The organism is Kitasatospora sp. NPDC001095 (genome assembly GCF_053598615.1).
Map to the genome: position 1 here is coordinate 72,101 of NZ_JBSFKQ010000011.1, position 21,618 is coordinate 93,718.

At 67.4% G+C, this 21,618-nt stretch carries 27 protein-coding genes; all 27 read right to left on the reverse strand.

Annotation, left to right across the window (positions count from 1 at the left end; all coding sequences use genetic code 11):
• Positions 1-48: 48 nt before the first annotated feature.
• The gene (locus ACWDBB_RS13015) at positions 49-2,475 is read right to left on the reverse strand and encodes a phage/plasmid primase, P4 family (RefSeq protein WP_449789621.1); all 2,427 of its coding nucleotides are present in this window, start codon (positions 2,473-2,475) and stop codon (positions 49-51) included.
• Positions 2,462-2,974: a hypothetical protein gene (locus ACWDBB_RS13020; protein WP_449789622.1), complete on the reverse strand. Its 513-nt coding sequence runs from the start codon at positions 2,972-2,974 to the stop codon at positions 2,462-2,464. The genes ACWDBB_RS13015 and ACWDBB_RS13020 overlap by 14 nt, the downstream gene beginning before the upstream one ends.
• Positions 2,967-3,089, reverse strand: coding sequence for a hypothetical protein (locus ACWDBB_RS13025; RefSeq protein ID WP_449789623.1), 123 nt, complete (start codon positions 3,087-3,089; stop codon positions 2,967-2,969). The genes ACWDBB_RS13020 and ACWDBB_RS13025 overlap by 8 nt, the downstream gene beginning before the upstream one ends.
• Before the next feature lie 68 nt (positions 3,090-3,157).
• On the reverse strand, positions 3,158-3,442 hold the full coding sequence (locus ACWDBB_RS13030) for a hypothetical protein (protein WP_449789624.1): 285 nt from the start codon (positions 3,440-3,442) through the stop codon (positions 3,158-3,160).
• A gap of 243 nt (positions 3,443-3,685) precedes the next feature.
• A complete protein-coding gene (locus ACWDBB_RS13035; RefSeq protein WP_449789625.1) occupies positions 3,686-4,453 on the reverse strand; it encodes a DNA cytosine methyltransferase in 768 nt (255 codons plus the stop codon).
• Between the two features lie 50 nt (positions 4,454-4,503).
• Positions 4,504-5,202 (reverse strand): recombination directionality factor, encoded by a 699-nt coding sequence (locus ACWDBB_RS13040; RefSeq protein ID WP_449789626.1) that lies wholly within the window; start codon positions 5,200-5,202, stop codon positions 4,504-4,506.
• 81 nt (positions 5,203-5,283) lie between these two features.
• Positions 5,284-6,123 carry a hypothetical protein gene (locus ACWDBB_RS13045; protein ID WP_449789627.1) on the reverse strand — a complete coding sequence of 280 codons (840 nt, stop codon included), beginning with the start codon at positions 6,121-6,123 and terminating at the stop codon, positions 5,284-5,286.
• 127 nt (positions 6,124-6,250) lie between these two features.
• The gene (locus ACWDBB_RS13050) at positions 6,251-6,820 is read right to left on the reverse strand and encodes a deoxynucleotide monophosphate kinase family protein (RefSeq protein ID WP_449789628.1); all 570 of its coding nucleotides are present in this window, start codon (positions 6,818-6,820) and stop codon (positions 6,251-6,253) included.
• Positions 6,821-6,831: 11 nt separating this feature from the next.
• Positions 6,832-7,095: a hypothetical protein gene (locus tag ACWDBB_RS13055; protein WP_449789629.1), complete on the reverse strand. Its 264-nt coding sequence runs from the start codon at positions 7,093-7,095 to the stop codon at positions 6,832-6,834.
• Positions 7,096-7,195: 100 nt separating this feature from the next.
• On the reverse strand, positions 7,196-7,954 hold the full coding sequence (locus tag ACWDBB_RS13060; protein ID WP_449789630.1) for a peptidoglycan-binding protein: 759 nt from the start codon (positions 7,952-7,954) through the stop codon (positions 7,196-7,198).
• Between the two features lie 83 nt (positions 7,955-8,037).
• Positions 8,038-8,256: a hypothetical protein gene (locus tag ACWDBB_RS13065; protein WP_449789631.1), complete on the reverse strand. Its 219-nt coding sequence runs from the start codon at positions 8,254-8,256 to the stop codon at positions 8,038-8,040.
• 10 nt (positions 8,257-8,266) lie between these two features.
• Entirely contained in the window at positions 8,267-8,530 is a 264-nt protein-coding gene (locus ACWDBB_RS13070) for a hypothetical protein (protein WP_449789632.1), read from the reverse strand.
• An 18-nt stretch (positions 8,531-8,548) separates the two neighbouring features.
• A complete protein-coding gene (locus ACWDBB_RS13075; RefSeq protein ID WP_449789633.1) occupies positions 8,549-8,836 on the reverse strand; it encodes a hypothetical protein in 288 nt (95 codons plus the stop codon).
• Between the two features lie 214 nt (positions 8,837-9,050).
• On the reverse strand, positions 9,051-10,151 hold the full coding sequence (locus tag ACWDBB_RS13080) for a hypothetical protein (protein WP_449789634.1): 1,101 nt from the start codon (positions 10,149-10,151) through the stop codon (positions 9,051-9,053).
• A 5-nt stretch (positions 10,152-10,156) separates the two neighbouring features.
• The gene (locus ACWDBB_RS13085; protein WP_449789635.1) at positions 10,157-10,996 is read right to left on the reverse strand and encodes a hypothetical protein; all 840 of its coding nucleotides are present in this window, start codon (positions 10,994-10,996) and stop codon (positions 10,157-10,159) included.
• 258 nt (positions 10,997-11,254) lie between these two features.
• Positions 11,255-12,112: a phage distal tail protein gene (locus ACWDBB_RS13090; protein WP_449789735.1), complete on the reverse strand. Its 858-nt coding sequence runs from the start codon at positions 12,110-12,112 to the stop codon at positions 11,255-11,257.
• Between the two features lie 3 nt (positions 12,113-12,115).
• On the reverse strand, positions 12,116-14,539 hold the full coding sequence (locus ACWDBB_RS13095; protein ID WP_449789636.1) for a phage tail tape measure protein: 2,424 nt from the start codon (positions 14,537-14,539) through the stop codon (positions 12,116-12,118).
• A 388-nt stretch (positions 14,540-14,927) separates the two neighbouring features.
• Positions 14,928-15,239 (reverse strand): hypothetical protein, encoded by a 312-nt coding sequence (locus ACWDBB_RS13100; protein ID WP_449789637.1) that lies wholly within the window; start codon positions 15,237-15,239, stop codon positions 14,928-14,930.
• Positions 15,240-15,295: 56 nt separating this feature from the next.
• Positions 15,296-15,859: a phage tail tube protein gene (locus ACWDBB_RS13105; RefSeq protein ID WP_449789638.1), complete on the reverse strand. Its 564-nt coding sequence runs from the start codon at positions 15,857-15,859 to the stop codon at positions 15,296-15,298.
• Positions 15,860-16,270 (reverse strand): hypothetical protein, encoded by a 411-nt coding sequence (locus ACWDBB_RS13110; protein WP_449789639.1) that lies wholly within the window; start codon positions 16,268-16,270, stop codon positions 15,860-15,862.
• A gap of 13 nt (positions 16,271-16,283) precedes the next feature.
• A complete protein-coding gene (locus tag ACWDBB_RS13115) occupies positions 16,284-16,550 on the reverse strand; it encodes a hypothetical protein (protein WP_449789640.1) in 267 nt (88 codons plus the stop codon).
• Positions 16,547-16,780, reverse strand: coding sequence for a hypothetical protein (locus ACWDBB_RS13120; protein WP_449789641.1), 234 nt, complete (start codon positions 16,778-16,780; stop codon positions 16,547-16,549). The genes ACWDBB_RS13115 and ACWDBB_RS13120 overlap by 4 nt, the downstream gene beginning before the upstream one ends.
• Positions 16,781-16,884: 104 nt before the next feature.
• On the reverse strand, positions 16,885-17,427 hold the full coding sequence (locus tag ACWDBB_RS13125; RefSeq protein WP_449789642.1) for a hypothetical protein: 543 nt from the start codon (positions 17,425-17,427) through the stop codon (positions 16,885-16,887).
• A 188-nt stretch (positions 17,428-17,615) separates the two neighbouring features.
• The gene (locus ACWDBB_RS13130; RefSeq protein ID WP_449789643.1) at positions 17,616-18,560 is read right to left on the reverse strand and encodes a major capsid protein; all 945 of its coding nucleotides are present in this window, start codon (positions 18,558-18,560) and stop codon (positions 17,616-17,618) included.
• 74 nt (positions 18,561-18,634) lie between these two features.
• Positions 18,635-19,204 carry a hypothetical protein gene (locus tag ACWDBB_RS13135; protein WP_449789644.1) on the reverse strand — a complete coding sequence of 190 codons (570 nt, stop codon included), beginning with the start codon at positions 19,202-19,204 and terminating at the stop codon, positions 18,635-18,637.
• 10 nt (positions 19,205-19,214) lie between these two features.
• Positions 19,215-20,138, reverse strand: coding sequence for a VG15 protein (locus tag ACWDBB_RS13140; RefSeq protein WP_449789645.1), 924 nt, complete (start codon positions 20,136-20,138; stop codon positions 19,215-19,217).
• 47 nt (positions 20,139-20,185) lie between these two features.
• Positions 20,186-21,607, reverse strand: a complete 1,422-nt coding sequence (locus ACWDBB_RS13145; protein WP_449789646.1) for a phage portal protein — start codon at positions 21,605-21,607, stop codon at positions 20,186-20,188.
• Positions 21,608-21,618: the final 11 nt, after the last annotated feature.

The following is a 21,618-nucleotide window of genomic DNA, read 5'->3' on the forward strand; positions in this document are numbered from 1 at the left end:
CCTCGAAGTCGGGCCACCCACCGAAAGGTAGGCGACCCGGCTTCGGGGCTATTCGGAGAAGATCCCCGGACCCTTCGCGTCGGGGCTCTGGTTGGCAATCCGGAGCCCGACCAGAGAAATCCCCTTCTTAGTCTTCTTCCGAGTGATCCCCCGTTCCTCCAGTGCGTCATAAAACGCCCTGCGGGTCCACCGTTCCTTCGCGGGCAGGTTCTCGGCCTCGCACCATTCCAGATAGATGGTGAAAGCCGAGCTGCCGTTGAGCTGGTGGGAGTCGTCGGCCCGCTCCAGCACACCGGGCAGGAAGCCCGCGAGGGCGTCGGACGTCTCCCGGTACTCACGGCTTGCACCAGTGATGACCTGCGGGTCTTGCAGGCCTTCGCGGTACCACTCGCCGGCTCCGCGGACAGCCCACGCGGCGATCCCCTCCCGCTCGGCGGCAAGCTTGCGAGGCAGGCTGTAGTCCCGTTCCCCGGGCGCGAAGTACCGCAGGAACGGAATCATGCGGACCCTTCGCCAAAGGCCCTCGTCCTGGCTTCGAAACTTCGGCCGGTGATTGGTCGCCAGCAGCAGCAGGAAAGACGGACGGAACTCAAAGAATTCCTGATGCAGGAAACGGGCCTGCATCAGGTCACCGCCAGTCGAGCGCTTGATCACTGCCTCGCTCATCGGACGCCCAGCTTCACCCTCGGAAGCCATCACCAGCCGGGCGGCGCGAAGGGCGGCGAGATCGTTCGGGATACCTCCTCCCTTCCGTTCCTCAAAAGTGCTGAAACTGGTTGTCTTCGTGATGCTCCGAAAGACCTCGGTGAGGGAATCCAGGAAAACCGACTTTCCGTTCGCCCCCTTGCCCCACAGGACCATGAAGATCTGTTCCCGAGTATGCCCGGTGATGCCGTAGCCAATCACGCGGCGAATATAGGCAGGCATGTCCGGTGAGTCCGGGAAAACTTCCTCCAGGAAACGCTCCCACCGGGGACACTTGGCCTCGGGATTGTAGTCGATATCCAGACAGTAGGTCAGGAGGTGCGCCGAATCGTGCGGGTGGAGTTCGCCGGTGCGAAGGTCGACCACGCCGTTTCGAAAGGCGAGCAGATCGGGCCGGGCGTCGAATTCCTCGGCGGCTACATGCACATCGTGTATCGACCGTAGCTCAGTCATCAAATTGTCGATTCTGCTAGTCATAGTGAAGCCCTTTGCCGCTTTCGAATCGCCGGACAGCACCAGGGCGGCGCCCATACGGTGAATTTCCTGCCGGACCCGCACGTCCGAGCGCACCCACACCCGGCCGTCCCACGTGTGGTAGCCGAGTCCCGGGGCGTACCGGATTCGTCCGGCCGACCAGGCAGCGAGGGCCGCAGCGTTGAGCGCGTCGGACTCGCCGTACTTGTCGACCAGCTCGGCGAGGATGCGCGCGGCGTTCGCTCCGTCCTGCACTGCGACGCCTCCCGCGGGCACCAACTCGGCGGCTCGCTGGCGGACTTCGGCGGGATCGACCGCAGCGAACGGCCGGGCGGCGGCAACCGCGCGGTGGAGCTTGGCGGGGAAGCCCTCGGGGTCCGCCTCGCGCCACTCGGTCAAGTCCCCGACGCCCTCGGGGATTTCGAGCACCAGGACCGTAACGCCGTGCTCGGCGAGGCCGTCGGCGAGACGGCGGGTGAACCCGGCCCCGGCCTGGTCCCGGTCGCCGGCCAGGATCACCAGCGAGCCGCGCAGACCTTCGGCGAGTTCGGCGACCAGCTCGGCCGAGTGCGACAGGCTCGCCCCGCGGATGGCCACCGAGTCGTACCCGACCGCGCACGCGGTGAGCGCGTCGGACGGCCCCTCGCAAACCAGCACGGTGCCGTACCCGCCGGCTCCGCGGAACACCCCGTACGGGCTCCAACGGTGGCCCCGCGGGTTGGCGAGGCTCACCCACCGGGCGGGACAGCCGCCGGACAGGTCCCTGCCTTGCAGGCCGCGGGTCGCCCCGTCGAAGCCGACCAGGGGGACGACCAGCCGGGGGTACGCGCGGTAGCCGCGGGAGAGGTGCGCGAAGTCCTCGGCCTGGTCGCCGCCGTCCGCGCCGAGCTGTAGGTCCGCGGCGGTCTCGGGGTCGATGCCGAACCGGGCTCGCAGGTAGGCGAGGGCGGTCCGGCCGGTGTGGTCGTCGGGGTCGGCGAGGGCTGCCCGGGTCCGGTCGACGTAGGCCGCGAGGGCGGCAACGTGGCGCACGGCGACCAGCTCGGGGCGGGCACTGGACACCACGGAGCCGGGGCCGGTCGCCTCGAACAGATCGCCCCACTCCAGCCGGACGGCCGAGATCACGTCGTCCGTACGGCAGCCGGCTCGACAGGTCAGCCGCACCGTCCCGTTGTCGCCCCGCCAGATTCGCAGACTCGGCCGCGAGTCCGGGTGCGCGGGACAGGACGCGATGTACCCGCCGTCCTGGTGCTCGCCCACCGCGGAGAACCGGTCGAGCAGATCACGGAACCGCATGGGCGCCCCGCAGATCAGAGAGGAGATCACCGAAGTCCCGGAGCGAGATCGTCACGTACCACCGGGAGGTGTCGAGCCCGCGCGCCGAGTAGGTCGCGCCGTACAGCCCCGCTGCGTCGTCCACGGGCGTTCCGAGCAGCCCACGAACGGCCGTCCACGTGCTCACCGGGAAATGAACCCGGCCCTCGCCAATCGGCCGATTCCGGGTTTTGTGGACCACGACCCCGAACGGAAATCCGGCGTGGTCCGCCTCGGCAACCGCCTGCCGGAGCCACGTCGGAACGGCAGGCGACTTGACGTCCTTGGCTTCAATGATGAACGGCCACGCGTGAACGTCTCCCACATCGCGGGCACCCTCCTGCGCCGCGCGCCGAATGTTGTGGGCACTGGCCGGATTCAGGAACCGGCCGCCCTGGTCGACCAGGCCGAGCCGGCGGTTAAGGAAGTCCCTCACCGCGGACTCCCACGCGGTCCCCCGGTCCTTGTTCGGATTACTCATCCTCGCCACCCCGCCCGAACACGACCAGGAGTACGGCCAGCAGCAGAGCAGAAAAGACCACCCCGGCCAGGGCAGCTACCAGGAAGAAGCCGACCGGCTCGCTAAACACCACCATCACAAAAATCCCCCCTAAACACAGAAAGGGCCGGGGAACATTTCGCTCCCCGGCCCTTCGACGTCCGGTCAGTCCTTGTACGCGTCCGCGACGTCCGGCAGCACCAGCCGGACATGTTCCGAGCTGATCCACTCGCGCCGCAGACTCTTGCGGCGGGTGAAACCGCTTTCGGTGCCGGTCGGACGAACCAGCAGCATTGGCCGCAGCCGGCCGTCGACCAGGCGGGTCGTCACCTTCTCGACAATCGCATCAGCGAGCCGAACTCGATTACCCTGTCGGGCGCCGTAGACAATCAGATCTCCGCGGTGCAGTTCCTCGCCCGCATAGTCGACTATGATTCCCCGCTTACTCATTGTCAGGGTCCCCCTCGTATTCCAGAAGATGCGTGAATGCCTCGTATGCCTGCTGCGGGCAGACGGCATTTCCGATGGATTTAAGTTGCTGACCGCGGGAAAGCCCCGGGACTGAAGTAACCCAGCCCGGTACAAAACCCATGAGCCATTCGGCGAACTTCGCGGTAACCCGGATTCCTCCGCGCGGCCCCTTTTCGGTTGGCGCGGGCGCGGGGTGGCCAAACAGCTTTTCCCACCGACGAATCACGGGCAGGTATGGACCCCACCATGCGGAAGGTGAAGAACGATGGTCCGGAGATTCATCCCGCCCGTTCGCTTCGGTGAGTTCCCCGGGCCCCCCGTCCCGTCTGAGGCGGTCGGAGTAGGGCAGTAGGAAACAGACTTCATCGGCGAGCGTGGCACCGTGGGGTTGGGTTCGGGAATTGGCAGACTGCCCCCCCCCCCCCCCCCGCAGGTTTCGGGAGAGCACCCCGACGCTTGTCCGGATGCTGTGCGCCACCATTCACCCCGAGATTCGCCGTCGGGGTTTTCAGGAAACGCGACACAGAACCATCTGTCTCTGTGGTGTGCGGCGCCAAACGCGGAAGCTCGAACGCAACACCAGCGCGCGTCATACCCGATCTCGGCCAAGCCGGCGACGACTTCGGCGAGCCCGCGCCGGACAATTGCCGAAACGTTTTCCAGGAACACGACGCGCGGTCGAAGTACGCGAATCGACTCCAGGACCGTGTACCACAAGCCCGAACGCTCATCCTTCAACCCCTTCCGTAGTCCTGCATTGCTGATTCCCTGACACGGGAATCCGGACGCGATAACGTCAACCTCACCAGTTAGCGAGGCCCAGTCGATTTGGGTTATGTCCCCGAGGTTCGGGGCGTCCGGGTAGTGCTCGGCGAGCACCGCGGACGCGCCCGGGTCGGTCTCTGCTACGTATCGCACCTGGTCACCGGTGATGTGCTCGACCACCAGGCCGAGCCCGCCGACCCCGGCGCACAGCTCCAGAATTGGCATGAGATTCCCCCCAGAGGGGCCCCGAGGAATTACCCCCGGGGCCCGCCGGCTCAGAACTTCGGGTCCGCCACTACGTCGTTCCAGCTCTTGAGGACCCGAATTACGGGCTTGACGTAGGACACGTCACGGCCGTTCTTCGTGGTGTACTCCACGCGCTCCAGCTCAAGGCTGCAAAGGGCCTCGCTGCCGATCCGGTCCAGCTGGTTCTCAATCTCGTGCAGGACCTCGGCGAGCTTCCAGGACCCCGTCTGAAAGCGGAAGATTCCGAGATCCGGGTCATCGGCAATCCGGAACATGACCGAGATCGACGGCGAGGGGCCGCGCTTAACCTTCGCCTTTGCCTTGCGATCGACCATGAGCGGCGGGCAGCCGCACGGCGTACCGGCCTCATCCTCCGGCGAAAGAAATTCGACCCCGTCACAGTGGTGAATCAGGTTGCTGCCGTTCCAGAGCTTGAGATCCGAGGAAATCGCCGAGGCACCATCGATGATCACCTTTACCTTTGCGGTGCTGGTGTCCACGACAATGTAGTTTTCCTTGTCGGTCTCGGTCTCCTCGGGGGTGCCGCCGAAGAGCTGAGAAACCGCGGAGGCCACCTCGGGGTCACCCGTGGAAACGCGCCACTCGTTCAGTGCGACAGGAACCCCCTCCTCGTCTTGCTTACCGGAATGGAAACGACCCACGGTGTCGTCCGAGAAAGTGCCCGCCGGCTTCGCGTCCGGGTCGGTCTCAAAAATTCGCATGGCCATGAAATCCCCCTGATTTTGGGCATGAAAAAAGGGGCGCGGTCCGATTGGCCTGCCCCTGCGGAAACGTTTCTTCTATTACGGTCAGCGCGCGCGGCGCTGCGTTCCGGTGACCAGCCGGCGGACCGACTTGGCAATAGCCCTACCGAGCACGGTCTTACTGGTCTCGCGGTCCCAGACGAACACCCTGCGCAACGTCAGGAAGACCTCGAACACCTCGGAGTCGACCCGAACCGGCTTGAACTCCCAGTCTTCCCCGGTGATGTGGAGAACGGCAGCACCGTCGAACTCCGGCATCTTCTCGGCGGTACCGTCAGGCGAGATGATGAGATCGGCGTGCGAATAGGCCGCCATCTGGAGTGCCACGTCCGGATAGGTGCTCTTGCTGGTCTTCCAGTCGACAATCAGCAAGTGTGGAGTTCCCGAGCGGTCCGGGGTCGGCTTGCCCTCGGAGTTGAGCCAGACACGAAGAATCGCGTCAAAGCTTCCCGCGTACTCGTGGGTGCTCGACCACGCCACGTCTTCGGCGCGCACCAACTCAGGATTGACCGCCTCCAGGAAGTCCGCGAACCCAGCCTTGTACGGCTCTAGGTCCGGGTGAACCCGACCGACGAACTCGCCTCGCGCCATACGCTCGAACAGGTCGTGAGCGTCAGACCCGAGCTTCGCCCTGACCTTTGTATACCGCATGTGCGAGTTGCGTACGTAGTCGATCGCGCCTTCGGGGTCGCGTTCGGCAATCGACTGGACGGCGGCAAGGCTGGTCACCGCGGTCTCGGCAGCCATGCGGGCCGCCCAGTGAACTAGAAAGGGCTTCGGGAGCATCGCAATTACCGATGTGACTCCCGGGTACTTGACGGCGGTCTCGGGGTCGACGTACCAGCGCGACCCGCCCCGTGTGATGGTCCGGATACGTCCGGCCATGGATTCCCCCTTGAGTGTGGGGGTGACGGGGTGACGTTCAAAGCCCTGGATTCAGTTTTCTCTAGATTTCGAGATCTAGTAGAAAACCTAGAATCTGCACCCCGAACGTCACCCCGTCACCCCGCTGTCAGCTCCGCCGGACGGCGAGCGAGTCGGCGAGCCGGTGCAGGTCTTCGACCGTGCCCACGTTCGTGATCGTGACGTCCGCCTCGACCTGGTCTAGCTCCGTCTCGGTGACGTGCTCGCCCTCGGCCCCCGCGAGCCGGCCGACACCCGGCCGGACGACCCGGACCACCAGGGCGCCGCGGGCCCGGAGCGCGTCCAGCTCGTTGACGTGGCGCACGTCCGTGACGACCACGGGCACGTTCCACTGGTCGGCGACGTCGACCCGTTCGAGTGCGAGCCGCACCCAGTAGTCGGGGTCATGGGTGCGCACTGCCTCACCGAGCCGTTGCAGCGTCCGGCGAACCTCCGGGAACCGGGTCTTCGCCGTCTCCCACCCGTGGCGGCCGACCAGATCGGACAGGCGGATCGGAAGGTGGCCGTACAACGTGGACTCGGCGCCCACGATGGGGTCAAGGTCGAGCGCGACGGACCGCAAGGGGTCGGCGAACGCCACCCGGACGAAGCTGTATTGGGTGCCGAGCCTTGCCCCGATGGTGTCCTTACCGCTCTGAGCCTTGCCGATCAGCGCCACATGGCGGAAGGTCACTCGCCGTCCACCTCGAACGGGTCGGTGTCGGTGTCGACCCGCGCGGCCTGGTCGACGGTCTCGACCGGGGCCGGCTGTGCGAGGGCGTCGGCGGTCTTGCTGTCCTCGACTCGCTGCACGCTCTCGCCCACACCAAGGACGGCGGCGGCCAGGGCGAGCACCAGGGCGGACGGGAGGCTCGGGACGTAGTGGGCGACCAGGGCGAGCGCGGCGACCAGCACGGCGTACAGGCGGGCGGGATGGGACTTGATGAACTGCATGATGGTTCCTCCGAGTTGTTACTGTGCGTAGATGAATTGAGCAGCTGCACAGCCGGGTGAAATCCGGGCGTACCGGGCACCCGGCTGCAACGCTGTGTGATCAGACGGCGGGCACGCGGAGCGCGTCCCACGTGGTCTTGCCGGGCCAGCCATCGGCGTCCGAGCCGGTGAATCCCCGCTTGCGCTGCCACTTCGCGTAGCTCTGCCGGTCAGCCTCGGTCCACTGCGGGCCGGGGCCCTCGGTGTAGGCCGAGCACCCTTCGGCGACCAGGCGGCGGCCCATCGCGGTCACGATCGGCGAGCGCGGGTTGGCCTTGAACCAGGCAGCCCCCGGAAACGGGACGTAGCCCGAGGTGGTCGACCCGCCACCACCACCGGGCGCGGGCATGCCGGACTGTACCCACGCGTACAGCCGGCCGCCGGGGCACAGCGTGGCGAACCCGTCGCGGTGCCCCTTCATTGCGAGGCGTCGACCGGTGCGGGCGCACGCTTCGTCGTACAGCGCGCGGGCGGCACGGAGCGCGACGTCCGTCGGGGCCTGGTCGCCACCGATGGCGATCTGGACACCGAAGCCGGATCGGTTGTGGTCCGGACAGTGCGCGCCCTGGAGTCCCCAGCCCCGGCCCTCGTAGACGTTGCCCGCCTGGTCGACAACGAAGTGATAGCCGATGCCGCTCCACCCGTTGGCCAGGTGTTCGGCTTCGATTGCCCGCGGGACCGCGTTGCCGGTGCGGTTGACCGGGGATGCACCGTCGTAGTGGACGAAGAACTCCGTCCGCTCCGACAGCGAGACCGCGTTGACGCTGCCGTTCCATGGTCGTGCGCCCCACTGCGCGCGGGAGATGATGTTGACGCTCAAGGTGCCTCCTCTAGGCATGCGAAAGCCCCCGCCGGCTGATGCCCGGACGGGGCTCGGGCTTCTGAATTGGGTTGTGTGGTGGGCTACTTGGCGAACGCTTGCACCACGGCCACCAGGGCGCCACCTACACCGGTCAGCGCTGCAACGGGCACGCCGTAACGCCACGCTTCGAGACTGCGAAGCCTCGATTCGTGGTCGTCCAGCTCCTCGCGCACGCCCTCGGCTTGCTGGCCCATGCTGCGGACCTCGGAGCGGAGCCCGATCACTTCGTCGTAGATCTCGCGGGCACCGATGTTGACCACGCCGAGCTGATCAGGCCCCGGGGATGGGGATGTGGGCATTGGGGTCCACCTCCTCACGGCGCACGGTGACCACGGCGGACAAGGGGCGGTAGCTGATGCACTGGCGAAGTAAAGCCGTGATCGCGCTCTCGGCGGCCCTGGTGATCTCCTCGCCGGCGCGGGCGATCGACGCTGCGTCCGGCGGGCCGGGGTCGCGTCCGGTGACGTAGGCAACGACCGCGCGCACGTCCTCGGGCGGCACGATGATGTTCAGGTCGTAGGCGTGCCCGTCCATGGACTCTCTCCTCTCTATCTAGTAGCCGGCCGGGGCGTTCACGGCCGACCAGGTGCCTCCCGCGGTTGCCCCCGGCGCCGACAGGGTCGGCACCCCCGCGGCGAGCCCCAGCCCGATCGACAGGGCAGGCGTGCCAACCGACTGCCGGGCTTGCAGCAGCACGCGCCGCCACGTCCCGGTGCGGGTCTGCGGCGGGCCGAGCGGGTGCAGCCACTCGACCCGTAGCCACTGCGCGGGGGCTATGCCGATGGCAACCGCGTTCGTAGTGACCCGGCCGGTGTCGACGTCACACAGCCGGAACTCCACATATCCGGTCCCGGCTGTGCTGGCGCGGAAGTCGAGCCGGAGCACGGGCAAGGTCAGCCCGCCCGTGCCAAGCTGGGCAACCGCCCTGAAGTCAACTCCGCCCGGCCACCCTTCGTACGGAGTGAGCGGCAGGGGTTCGTCCCGGGCGCCCCCTCGCGGGGAACGCTCCAGCACGTCAAGCCGTCGCCGAATCTCGGCGAACTCGCTTCCCAGGCTAGGGAGTTGCGGCACTCCCGACATTGGCGAACACCTCCACTGGTGCAAGGGACAGCGTGCTCTCCTCGCCGTCGTCTCCGACACGGACCGTGATCTCGGTGACCAGGTACCGGCCGTCCACCAGCAGCCGGCCACGGACCGGGACGCGCACGCGGACCTGATGGCCCACCTGCACGTCACCGGGGCCAGGATGGCCGTCGGGGTAGAGCCGGACGGAGGGAATCGTGATCGGCACGGAGCCCGCGGCGATCGTCTGCCGGGCGTACTCGGTGAGGGTGCCCGGGTCCACGACGTCCTGTCGGGACTCCACCGACGACAGCCGCGGAATCCGACGCGAGGGGTCGCTCTCGGCGGGCAGGTTGTACCACCAGCCGGTCACCTGCGCCTCGCCCTCACCAGCACCCGTCACGGCCGCCTCGGTGACCATGCCGCTGCCGTCGACCGTGACCCGCGGGACGTCGCACGTCGACCCGTGGTCAAGCACCAGGTCCGTGGGCTCGCCCTCGCGGGGCAGGAACCGCATCGTGTTGGTGAGCCGGCCACCGAGCCACCCGGAGTCGATCCGGAAGGCGAAGCCCCCGCGCACCCCGGCGAGGTCTTCGACCACCTGCCCGACCCACTTGTGTTCGTAGCCGTAGTACGTCCGGTCCCGCGGCACCCCCGTGACCTCGGAGCCGTCCCAACTAAGAGTGCCGGGGCCCGAGTTCCACGACAGCCGCCCCGTGCCGTCCGCGTAGTCCTCGACCAGCCGACGGACGATGAGGCCCTGGTCCAGCTGGGCGTACGTCGCCGTGCTGGTGATCTGCCGACGCCGGTAGTACTCCCACAGCCCCACGGCGTTGAGCGTGACCGTCTCCGCCTCTAGGTCGACGTCGAAGCCGAGTAGCGGCCCCGACCACAGAACTTGCTGTCCGCGCTGTACGTAGATCAGCACGCGCCACGGGGCGAGAGCCTGCCAAGGGAACCGCTCGAAGCTGAGCTTCACGGTAGCGCTGCCGGGGGCGCTCAGGGTCCGGGTGTAGGACAGCTCCGCGGCGGCCAGCTCGCCCCAGACTTCACCGCTCGTGAACTCGGCGAACAGGATGCGGTACTGAGCCACGGCGCCTACTCGGCCGGGTGCAGGATCAACTGACCGTTGCTCTGCCACTCGTCAAACTGAGTCCGGCCGTCCTGCGCGTAGAGGTGCGCGACGACCGACAGCGGCGTGCCCTTCGGCACCGTGACCACGGCCGCCCCGGTGTGCACGCCCGAGGCATTTCGGTACCGAGGCGTCTCCCACATGAACGTCCCACCGGACAGAATCCACGCGGACGTCCAGTCCTCGCGTCCGTCGGGCGTGAGATAGCGCATCTGGAACGTGCACACGCCGTACCGGTCGTAGGGGGCGGCGGCCCCCTCCCACGCCATGACTCGCCCCTGCCACCCGTGCGGCTCGGGCGAGGACGCCCAACCAGTAGCCCCCCGGCTGGTGCACTGCATGACAACCGACGGGCGGTAGGTGAGCGGCCGAGCTTCCCCCTGCCCCCGGACATACATCCGGTCGTCGTCGGTGGAGTAGACCAGGGTGCCCGGGGCAGTCCCGGTGGCTGCTGCGCCGACCGTCTGTCCCGGAGCCGTACGGACCGGCGCGAGGGCGGTCGGGTCGCCCTGCCCGGACGTCGACCACCGCAGATCCTCGATATCCGCGGCGGTCAGCGTCGTTGCCCCTCGCCGGACCCGGACCCGGGCCAGCGTCAGGTAGGACTCCCACGGCACCGACGGCGAGGGCCCGCCGTCCGTCCCCCGGACCACGTCCACGCACCAGCCCGGTGCCAGGTTGCCCGGCTGGTAATTCGCTAGGGGCACCTCGGCGTACGGCGTCGTGTCGGCGTCGTCGGCGACCCGGACGACGACCAAATCGGTCCGGTCGGCCGTCGGCGAGGACGGCGACAAGTTGAACTGCACCCCCGGCGAGGGCAGTTCGACCAGGTACGCCGTGCGCTCCCGGACGCCCGTCCGTGTCACCGGTATCCACGCCCGCCCGCCGGCTACGGAGATACCCGCCGAACTGCCGGACACCGCACTCACCCGGAAGGCGTCCGGGTCCGTTCGGATCACCCCGACCAGCTGCCCCCGCAGATCCGCGACCAGGCCGCGGAAATCGGACGCGTCGTACTCACCGCGCGGCCCGAACAGCGGTGCTCGGATTCCCATCTCTACCCCCTATATCCATGCGGACCGCCAGCGAAGATCCGCGACTCGGTCACGCCCGCCCATCAAGTCGTCCAGCTCCCACCGGTTCGCCCCCGGCCGGAGCGGGAACCACACCGAGTCGCTGGACAGCGCGTACCGGTCCGCCCCGTTGAGCTGCACCGAGCGCGCCCCGGTGTCGATCGTCAGTACCTCGCCCGCGGGCACGTCCAGCAGAATCCGGAGCCGTTCACCGGGCGCGGACCGGTTGGTGATCACCGGGGCCGAAAGCGGACCCCGCAGCGTGATGACCGGCCACGTCTCCGCGGTCCCCCCGACCGTGACCACCGGGTCCGCCGCCACCGGCGCAACGCCCGCCCTCGCGAAGGAGAACGGGAACCGCAGCGGCCAGATCCGGGCGGCCCCGCGCGGAACCGCCGGACCTACCTTCCCCGTGTGCTCCTGGTCGGAGTACAGGAACGGGTCCGAAGCGATCAGCTCCACCTCGACCCGGGCGGCCCCCGCGGTGTACGCGACGTCCAGCGGTGCCGCCCACTCGCCGACCCGCACGGCGACGCGACCGGACCCGCCGGCTACCCCGGGAACAGCGAACCGGAGCACCCGATCGGCGCCGCGCCGCAGAACGGCCAACAGCGCTGCCAGCGTCTCCGGACTGTCCAGGACGGTCATCGACAGGTGGATGATCCGGGCACCCGGAACGTCCTCGCCGAGGACAACGCCCGGACGGCCAATCCGAGTTGACCGCGCCGTCCGGGTCTCGGTGCCTGCCAGGAAGCCCGTGGGTTCGTGCAGGACCACCGATCCGGCTCCGCCGAGCAGCAGCCCGCCGAGTTCCATCGTCCACGGCTCCGCGCTGTACGCCGGTCCCACCAACTAGACCACCCCCATTCGGAGTTGCCACGCGACTTGTCGGCCGATCTCGTACGCGCTCGCGTCGGTGCGGGCGTTGACCGTGATCGACGGCGGCGCCGAGCTGGTCGCCGCGGAGCCGGCCGGGGCCAGCACCGGGGCGGGCACCCGTACGGCCGGGACGTGCACCAGGGCGCGGAGTCGGGCGGTCAGCGCGGGCTCGGCCTGGTCGACGCCCTCGGCAATGCCGGGCGGAATCCAGCGGCCGACAGCGGCCGCCATCACCCGGGACGGCGATTTGATGCCGAGGGCATCCGCGATGGGGCCCGGAATGGCACTCTTGGCCCAGCCGATCAGCTTTTCCTTGAGCCATCCGGCCATTCCGGAAATGCCGTTCCAGAGCCCGCGAACCACGTCCTTGCCCTTGTCGAGCAGAAGATTTCCGAAATCCCCCAAGGCGTCCTTGACGGCGCCGGGAACGCCCTTGGCCCAGTTCACGAACTCGCCGAACTTTTCTTTCGCCGCGGACGCGAAGTTCGCCGCTGCCTGTCCGGCTGTTTGCAGCATGTTGGCGAGCGAGGAAACCCACCCGATGATGTTTCCGAACCAGCCGATACCGGTTCCGATCGCCGACCACAGAACCGAGAAGATCGGCCCGGCGAGCCGTAGCACAACCGGGATCACGACCCCGAGAATGTCACCCGCGAGCCGCCCCAGCCACGACAGCAGCCCGGCTATGAACTCAACCGTTGGACGGCCCTTCTCGACCACTTCAAGCAGACGGGCACCGATCATCTGGAGAGCCGGGACAACGCGCTCGGACACGAACGCGCTTACTGCCGCGAAGATCGGCACCAGGTTCTCGGCGAGCGATTGATAGACGCTCATGACCGCCGGCCAGACGACTCCGACCAGAATGGAGCCGAGGGCGGAGACGACCGGCATAACCGCGCCGAGAACAGCGGAGCCGAGCTGAAACAGTGTCGGCACCAGGTAGTTGGAGAAGACGTCCCAGAGATTCCGGGCCACAAGCCCGGCACGTTCCAGAAGCCCCGCAAAACCCGAGCTGGTGACATCGTTCCCGCCCGCGATGAAGGCGGCACCGAACGCCCGGATACCGCCGATCGCGGAGTCGAAAACGGTGCGGACCGTCGCCCCCGCCAGGATGATGGGGTTGATCCACGACGTTGCCAACTCAACGGACGCCCCCGCCCCGGTAAACGACCCGAAGAACAGCCGGACCACATCCGCAGCCACCCTAAGCGGCGGCCCGAAGGTATCCGCCAGGAATCCGCCGAACCGACCGAGAACCGGCAACACCTGGTCGCCGATGAAATTCGTCAGCCCAACCTCTAGGCTGCGCTTGAACTGTTCGATCCGGGCACCCGCATTGTCGTGCAGCGCGTCGCCCATTTTCTCGGCGGCACCCGCGGTATCCCCGAGGGCCTGTACGGCCGTACGCGGGTCCATAGCCAGAAGCGCGCGCCCCAAGTCCTCGCTTTTCGTCCCGAAAAGCCCAATAGCAACCTGCGACTGCTCCGCCGGGTCTTTAATCGCCTTGATGCCGTCGAGAACCTGCTGTAGACCCTCGCGGGCACCAGGACCACCCGCAGCGATTTTCTTGGTCATCTCCTCGGCATTCAGGCCGATAGCCTCATACGCCTCGGTACTCGCCTTACTGCCGTCCGTGGCCCGGATCTGAAATTCCTTGAGCGCATCCGCCATGGTGTCGGTATCGCGCGCACCCGCCGCCATACCCTGAGCCATAAGGCCCATCGCGTCGGCACCAGAAAGGCCGAGATCACGAAACTTGGTGGAGTACTCGTTCATCGTGTCGGACAGATCGTCCGCACGCGGCCCCATGTGCTGCATAGCCGCAGTCATAAGGTCGACCGCTTCGGTACCGTCCTTGGCAAGGCCGGTTTTCAGCATCTGCCCGACCGCATTACCGGTCTGCCCCAAGTCCAATTCGAAAGTCTTGGACAGGTCCGTGACCTTACCGGTTATGGACTCAATCTGTGCATTGGTGGCATCCGGCGGAAGGATACCCGAGCGCATTACCGAGGAAAGGGCCTGCGCCGCTTCCTCGACATTATCGGTGACGCCGTGCGCATAAAGCTGCCCCGCAGCCTTCCCGTACCGCCCGGCTTCCTCCGGGGTCGTCCCGAGCTGAGCCTGAATCTTGCCGTTGATGGCGCCCTGGTCAAGGGCGTCCATAAACCCCTTGGTCAGAAGTGCCGCGGCAGCCAGCCCAACAGCCAGAAGCGAGCCCTTGAGGAACCCTCCCATCTTGCCGGTGAAACCCTCGCCGGAGGCGGCTCCGGCCTTCTCGCCGGCTGCCGCTCCGGCTTGCTCCGAGGGCCCGGTGACCTGCGATTCCAGTTCCCGGGCGAACCCCTGCACCTCGGGCACAATGCTGAGGTAGCCCATTCCGACTTCGACAGCCATTAATCACCCCCCGAGGTCGGCTGGAATCGCGCCAGATAGGCGGCTACTTCCTGCGGAGTTCGGGTGGTCGAACCAATTCGACCAGGGCCCTTGACGCCCGGCCGCGGAATCGGGTCCGGCCGCCGGCTCGGCGACTTCGCCCCCGCGTTCCCTCGCTGCCAATTCGCCTCGGACAGCCGATCGTGGACCGCCGCGAGGAGTTGGGTTTCCAGCGTCCATGGTGCATCAGGACCGGCCAGCGAACGGGCCAGTGCGGAATCCGGTGGCAACCCGGAGATAAGGGCTCGAAGACGCCTCAGAGTAAGCCCGGAGCCGGACCGGAAAAGGTCCCGGATATCGATCCGGTAGTAGCGCTGTAGGTCCGCCTCGACCGCCTCGCCGTGATCGGTCAGGAGGCGGGCGAGGGCTGCGATTCCCCCGGCGTCACGCCCGTGTGGTTCTGCCAGCGCCGGAACAGCTCACCGAGGGCGGAAAGCGGCAGGGGAAGCGCGTCGAACGCCGTCCACTGGTCGCCGAGGCCTTCCCTCATCAGGGACAGGATGTCGTCCGCCGAGGGCGCCGACAGGTTTACCGTCGACAGCAGGGCCTTATCCAGATCGCCCGCAGCAGGAAGGGAGAAATCCGCACCGCCGAGCGTGAATTCATAAGGCATACGGGCGTTCTCTGCTACCCAGGTGTCAAGGTTGAAACGGTCAGCCATTGGGATACCTCTCGATCATGCGGAAACGTTTCTGCTAAAGGGCGAAAAAAGGGGAGTCAGGACGATGGATCGGCCAGCCACGCCGGGTCATCAGAGAACTTGATCGCCACGATTCCATCCGTCGCGGGATACGCCGTAATGGTGAGTTCGTAGGAAACGGCTTCGTCGCCCTTGTAAACCAGGTCGCCGACCTCGGTAACCTCACCGTCCGGGATTACGATTCGGATGTGGGAATCGCCGTCAACCACGTCAAGCCCAAACATCCTGCGGTCCGGACCGGGCGCCTTAATGGCAAGCACCGCCTTGCCGCTGGTGCCGGTGACCTTCGACCCCTTGTGGTACAGCTCAAGCGTGGTCTTGCTGGTCTCAATGGCAGTCAGTTTGAAAGTCATCTCCGAACCGGAAATGACCTTCCTGACCGTGGCCCCGCCCTGCCAAGCCTTGATTTCGGTGACGTCCGCGGAATTCGACTCGGTAATACCGTCGTCGGAGATCCAGCCGATATCGACCGCAGCAGCCGGCCATGGGCTGGTTGCGTCGGTGGGCGCGGTGGTCCCCTTCGGCGCGGTGTAAGCAGCGCCGGTAATGGCGACTCGAACGGCATTCGCATTGAGCGTCATCTATTCCCCCTTGGGTGTGTTCGGCGCGGAAAGCACTCGGCCCCGCATGTGGAGTTCGACCGCCAGGGCGTACCGTGGGCTTCCGGACTGGTCGTCGGGCAGCCACATAAGGCCGCCGACCTCGGTGATCCGGTACACCGTGACTTCGTCTCGAACGCCCGGAATGAAACTGAGCAGCGCGCGCACCATGGCGGCGAGATCGTGCGCCGCGGACTCGGTCTCCGCCCACGCGTGGATATCGAGCCGGGGCCGGTCAGAGACGGGCGTTGCCGACGTGCCCCCGACCCGCTCGATCCGGATGAACTCCGGCGGGCGGGGCGAGGGGATGCGGGAGACGACCGGCACGGGTCGGCCGACTTCGGCAAGGGCTAGCCGGAGGTATCCGGTAACCACCGCCACGGCGTCCGGCATGAGGATCAGGGGCCTACTCCCCATGGGCACCATCCAGCCCGCGGAGTAGGTCCCTGCGCGAGCCTTCGCGCCCGCCTGCCTTCGGGAAGTTGTAATTTCCGATGACCGCGCCGCGCCAACGCTGGCGCCCCTCCTCCAGATCGGTGCGGAAGTCGCCGCCACCCGATCCGGCGCTGTCAGCGATCCGGTTCGTGATCCGCCCGATCTCCTTACCGACCGTGGGCAGTTTCATCAGGCTTCGAATTCCGGCCTTGTTGGGCTTGAACCGCCGGAATCTCATCCGGTCACCTCCCGTAGTCGTACCTCGGTGTGGTGGTGCCGGTCGCCGAGCGGGTACCGGGCGGGCTCGCCGTCGACTTCGAGCAGCCGGCCGAGAGCGGTCACCCGGTCGCCGGGGGCTAGGTCGACGTCGACTCCGCGGCGGGTCAGAAGTCGCCACCCGGTGACCACCACGGGCCGGTCTCCGACTGCCTCGGTGGACTCCTGCGGCAGCACCTCGACCCGGCGCACGGTCGTACTGGTCGCCCGGGACCAATCCCGCTCCGAGGTGGTGTTGCCGTAGCGGTCAACTCTGAACGGGGCTCGGTGAGTTACGACCGTCTGCCTGTACCGGATCATTCGAGCCCCACCAGGGTGGCCCTGCGCCGGTACCGGGCGAGCTGGTCGCGCTCGGCCGGGGCGAGGCTCGCGCCGATCGTCTCCGCGGCGTAGGTGACGCTCACCCCACCCACGGCTTCCTGCCGGAGATCCTGCGGGTTGTTGATCACGCGGGCGGCGAGGGTGAGCACCACGGCGAGGACGTCGCCCGGTACGGAGCGGTAGCCGGCGGTGTAGGTCACCAGGGCCGGAGCGGTCGGGTAGTCGACCACGCGAAGCCGGTCCCGGTGCAGTTCCCAGCCCGAGGGCTCGACCGTCCCTCCGTGGACCGTCACGGCGTCCACGGAGACGACCGGCCGGAGCGGGAGCGTGATCCAGCCGTCCCGCGGGTAGAACGTCGCCGTGGTCGTCCGACGGACGAAGTCCTGTCGGGCCTCGGTACGGACGATCCGGCTCGCAACGTCGAGCACCAGGGCGGCGCCCTCGGGCAGCTCGGCCGGAGTGCGCTGCATCCACAGGGCGAGGTGGTCGACCGTGGCGAGCGGGGGCATGGTCGTCACGGTGCCCCCTTCGGGTCGTCGGTGATGAGCTGGGCGCCGCACTCCATGCACCGCGTGACGGTCCGCCCCGGCCCGTCCGTACCGGGCACCGGAAAGCGCTCGATACGGACGGGCGAAGGGCAGGAATCCGTGTGCGGAATTCGGGAGAGCGGCACCGCAGCGCGCTTACGCGGCGGCATTCCGGCTCCTTACTTGTTGAGCACGCCGTTAAGGCGAGCGGCAGCCTGACCGCCAAAAGTGGCGAGGCCACAGAAAAACTCGATGCGAGTCCGGTAGCACGGCTTCGAATCCAGCTCGCCGAGGTCACGCACGCTCACGCCGCCATTGGTCAGACCGGTCACGGCCTTGTCGCCCTCGCTCCGGCCGAACTTCACGGCGTAAATGCTGCTCGCGTCGGTGGCGGTGCCCTGAGTCTCGGTGGTCGGCAGGATATCGACCCCCGCGGCAGTCTGGCCCGGGTCGAGCAGCGGAATACCCTGATAGGTGGCAATCATCTTGCCGGTAAGGGCCTCCTTGACCATCTCGTATCCGCCGAGCCGGCGAGCCGAACTCTTGATCTTCGCGATAATCTTCCGGTTGGCGTACAGGGCGCCGTTCGAGCTTCCCAGGCCCGGGACCTGCGCAATCAGGGCATCGAGCGCGTCGAAGAAATCGTGGCCACCCGCCACCGGACCGAGGCCGTTGGCACCCGCGGAAAGCACCTGCGCGCCCACCAGTCGCTTTCGCAGACCGTCGAACCCCTTCGGGTCCACGGCAGTATCCCCGTTGAAAAACGAATCCTGGAACTTAAAGGCCGCAGCCTTGACCTTGAGCGTTTCCTGAATCGCCCTCTGGTCGTTCAGGTCGCCGCGGGTCTTGGCAACGAACGTGTCCACGTCCGCGTCACCACCGAGGATTACCAGAGACTCGGTCTTGGTGTTCACGGTGCCTGTGGACTCGGAATATGCCTCATTCACGTTTCGGAACTCGACACCCGGTAGCGTCGCCTCGGAGTTGTACGCGTAGGCGTTTCCCTCAATGGTCATGAGGGGCAGGCGGTCGAGAATCGGGCTTTCCTGCACGAAGGTCTCGACCACGCCGCGCTGAAGATCGGTCTTGCTCAGCTTCGCGGCCTCGGCAAGGGTCAGTGCCATTTAATTCCCCCTGGATTTGGGCATGAAAAAGGGCCCCGCTCGGCGAGCGGTGCCCAACTCGGTTGTGGCGCCTGCTAGTTGCCGCGCTGCACCCGGCGCAGACGCTCGTACGGGCTCGCCGGCTCGGGCTCGGCCGACTGCCGCGGACCGGCGCCGACGTCGCCCCACTTCGGTGCCTCGCCGGAGTCGGCCGCAAGGTACGGCTTGTCCTTGACCAGCTGCTCCAGCGCGGCACGGACCGCCGTAGCGTTCACCGCGGAGCCGGAGCCAGCGAGGGCGGACAGGTCGAGCAGCGCGAGGGCGTCGGCAGGGTCGCGGAGCAGACCGGCCCCCGCGGCGCGCACCTCGGCGCGCACCAGCTCGGCGGCGAACTCCTGCCGGATCTCGGCCTTGATCGCGTCAAGGTCGGTGCCCCGGCTCGCGGCGTTGCTGCGGCGGAGCCGGTTCGCCTCGGCCTCGGCATCGGTGGCGCGCTTCTCGGCAGCCGCTCGGGCGGACTCCGCGGCGGCAAGGGCGTCGGCCTGGTCGTCGGTCTTCGGTGCCGGGTCGCCCGGCGCCGGGGCCGGGGTGCCGGTGGTCTTCGCCGGGTCCTGGTCGGCCGGGGCCGGGTCGCCGGTCGGGTTCGGGTTCGGGTCGTTGGGCATGGGCTCCCCCTCAGAAGATGTAACCGTGTTTGGTGAGTAGGTCGATCTGTTGTTCGCGCGTCTTGGCGCGGCGAATGATCTCCTCGGGCATCATTCGCGTCTCGGTGCGGCGGGCGTACCGGGCGCCGTCGACCTGCTGCACGTCGCCGAGGTTCCGGCCGCCGAGTCCACGGCGGGTGGTCGACTCGCTCGTGATGCTGACCTTCCCGCGCGTGGTGGTGACGGTCTGCATGCCCCTGCGGGCGTTGACCACGGCCGACACGTCGGCGCCGTTCTCGATCGCTTTGACGGCCGCGCCGCCGAACGCCCGGTGTCTCTGCTCCGGGGTCATCTGGTCGAACAGGTCCTTCGGGTCTGCAAGTTGGGGCTTCGTGCTGTCGGCGAGCGGTTCCATCCCACAGTCACAGCGTGGGTGGCGGGCGAACCCGGTTGAGTGGCTGTACTGCCTGCCCGCCAGCACGATGCACTGGGCACACGCCGGAGCGTGGACCACCCGCACGTACCCCTGACAGCGCGGGTGCGCCGCCATGGCGACCGAGGTAGCCGTACGGGCGGTGTCTGCGATCGTCGTGCCGGTCATCATGGCCATCTGTGTCATCCCCCGGAGGGCTGCCACCTCGGGCGTCTCGCCGAGTGCGAGGGCGCGGGCGGTCGTGATGGCCGGCTGGTACAGGAGGGTTGCGAGCGGGCGCCCGTCCATGGCGACGCCCACCAGGGCGGACGCGTCCACCGTGCCGAGCGGGGCCGCAATCGCCCCTTGCGTCACCATCGATGCAGTGACGAAAGCCTGCGCGCCCTCGGCGGCGGTGAGCTGTCCCACGGTGACCGCCCGCAGGACGGCGGCGCCCGCCTCGCCCTGCATCGCGGACAGGATGCGGTCCGCGGGCACGTCCCGCCAGACGGCCTGTACGGCGTCGACCACGCTGCGGCTCACCCCTTGTACCTCCCGGTACCGGGCGTCCGCGAGCGTCGCCGAGGCGGTCACGCTGCTGCCTCGGCAGGGTCGAGCGGCTGCCCCTGGTCGGCCTCGGGCTCGGGCTTCGGGCCGAACATCGCGCCGAGGCTGCCCCCGACGATCGCAGCGGCCTGGTCCTCGCGCATCCGCTTCCATCGCTCGATTTCGTCCGGGGTCACGCCGGGGATGCGCTCCCACACCGCTTCGTCCGGAAGGTTGAGGCTTTTGAGCTTCACCAACGCGTCGGCGTACTGAGCGTCGGACCTGAACTGCGGGTCGCGCCATACGACTTCACCCAGCCGCAGGGACTCGGCCCGTGCCGGTTCGCCGGCTGCCAACGCCTCAAGGCGCATCACCTCCCGGAGAGCACTCCCAACGTACTTGTGTCGCTCCCGCACCTTCGCGACCAGCGAGGAATCGTCCGCTTCCAAGGTGTCGGCTGCGACGTTCACCAGCCTGCCCAGGTAGCGGGGCGGTGTGCGGGTCTGCGCTGCGATGTGCTCTACCAGCTCCCGGATCACCTCAAGGAACGGGCCGGGGTCGACGGCGGTGAACTCCGCAATCCGGGCGGTGTCCTTCTCCAGCCACAACAGCCGGTCGCTTCGGAATCGCCCAATTGGCAAGTCCTCCTCGCCGACCACCTCTCCGGTTTCGTCAAGAATCTCTCTGACCGGGCGGTCCATACCGATCACGGCACGCGTGGGGAGTGCCCGATCATCTGTCGCAAGAAACAACTTCGCCCATTGAGAGTTAATCGCATTCTGCAACGGGATCACGTCGCAGATCTCCGAAACCGGGGACTCAGTCAGCCGGGTACGGTTCGGGATCTCGACCAGCGGAACCAGTCCGAGAGGGTTCGGGAAGTGCGCCGTCTCAGACCGGCGAAGGCCGATCGTGCGCTCCGCCCACTCCCCGCTGGCCATACTGCGCTGCCAGCGATACACCATGTCCGGCAGAAAGAGTGTGGCTAGTTCGTAATCGCCGTCCCGCCACACTTTGATTCCCGCAGCACGTACCCGCCGTCGCCCGGGAACATACTCGACAAGTGCTCGCCCTTCCGGCTCGAACGTGATTTCCGTGTGGATCCCATCCGGCTTCCAAACCAGCGCATAGCACCGACCGGTAACCAGGGCATCGAGCATCGTAAGGCCGATCTCAACGTCACATTCGGACGACTTCCAGGCGCGCTGAGCGGCCTTGTCCAGCGAGCCATCCTCAAGGCGGAAAGCGAGTGGGGACATGCGCTCGATCATGGCCGTGGGAATCGTCCGACACCAGTTATCGGAGAACCCGTCGAACAGCCCGCCCGTCTGCGCCCGGAACTCTGGGGTGGCAAACTTCAACGGATGCTTTCCGTCGAAGTAATCTCCCCATCCCCGGGCGCGAACCTTACGCGTTTCCAGCTTCCGCCGAAGGCGGGCAGTCATCTCTAGCGGCGTTTCTGCCACGCTTCCCCCTT

Coding starts and splice junctions, on each gene's coding strand:
- ACWDBB_RS13015 (WP_449789621.1), bottom strand. CDS start 2,475: ATGCGGTTCCGTGATCTGCTCGACCGGTTCTCCGCGGTGGGCGAGCAC.
- ACWDBB_RS13020 (WP_449789622.1), bottom strand. CDS start 2,974: ATGAGTAATCCGAACAAGGACCGGGGGACCGCGTGGGAGTCCGCGGTG.
- ACWDBB_RS13025 (WP_449789623.1), bottom strand. CDS start 3,089: ATGGTGGTGTTTAGCGAGCCGGTCGGCTTCTTCCTGGTAGCTGCCCTG.
- ACWDBB_RS13030 (WP_449789624.1), bottom strand. CDS start 3,442: ATGAGTAAGCGGGGAATCATAGTCGACTATGCGGGCGAGGAACTGCAC.
- ACWDBB_RS13035 (WP_449789625.1), bottom strand. CDS start 4,453: ATGCCAATTCTGGAGCTGTGCGCCGGGGTCGGCGGGCTCGGCCTGGTG.
- ACWDBB_RS13040 (WP_449789626.1), bottom strand. CDS start 5,202: ATGGCCATGCGAATTTTTGAGACCGACCCGGACGCGAAGCCGGCGGGC.
- ACWDBB_RS13045 (WP_449789627.1), bottom strand. CDS start 6,123: ATGGCCGGACGTATCCGGACCATCACACGGGGCGGGTCGCGCTGGTAC.
- ACWDBB_RS13055 (WP_449789629.1), bottom strand. CDS start 7,095: ATGCAGTTCATCAAGTCCCATCCCGCCCGCCTGTACGCCGTGCTGGTC.
- ACWDBB_RS13070 (WP_449789632.1), bottom strand. CDS start 8,530: ATGGACGGGCACGCCTACGACCTGAACATCATCGTGCCGCCCGAGGAC.
- ACWDBB_RS13095 (WP_449789636.1), bottom strand. CDS start 14,539: ATGGCTGTCGAAGTCGGAATGGGCTACCTCAGCATTGTGCCCGAGGTG.
- ACWDBB_RS13100 (WP_449789637.1), bottom strand. CDS start 15,239: ATGGCTGACCGTTTCAACCTTGACACCTGGGTAGCAGAGAACGCCCGT.
- ACWDBB_RS13105 (WP_449789638.1), bottom strand. CDS start 15,859: ATGACGCTCAATGCGAATGCCGTTCGAGTCGCCATTACCGGCGCTGCT.
- ACWDBB_RS13110 (WP_449789639.1), bottom strand. CDS start 16,270: ATGCCGGACGCCGTGGCGGTGGTTACCGGATACCTCCGGCTAGCCCTT.
- ACWDBB_RS13115 (WP_449789640.1), bottom strand. CDS start 16,550: ATGAGATTCCGGCGGTTCAAGCCCAACAAGGCCGGAATTCGAAGCCTG.
- ACWDBB_RS13130 (WP_449789643.1), bottom strand. CDS start 18,560: ATGGCACTGACCCTTGCCGAGGCCGCGAAGCTGAGCAAGACCGATCTT.
- ACWDBB_RS13135 (WP_449789644.1), bottom strand. CDS start 19,204: ATGCCCAACGACCCGAACCCGAACCCGACCGGCGACCCGGCCCCGGCC.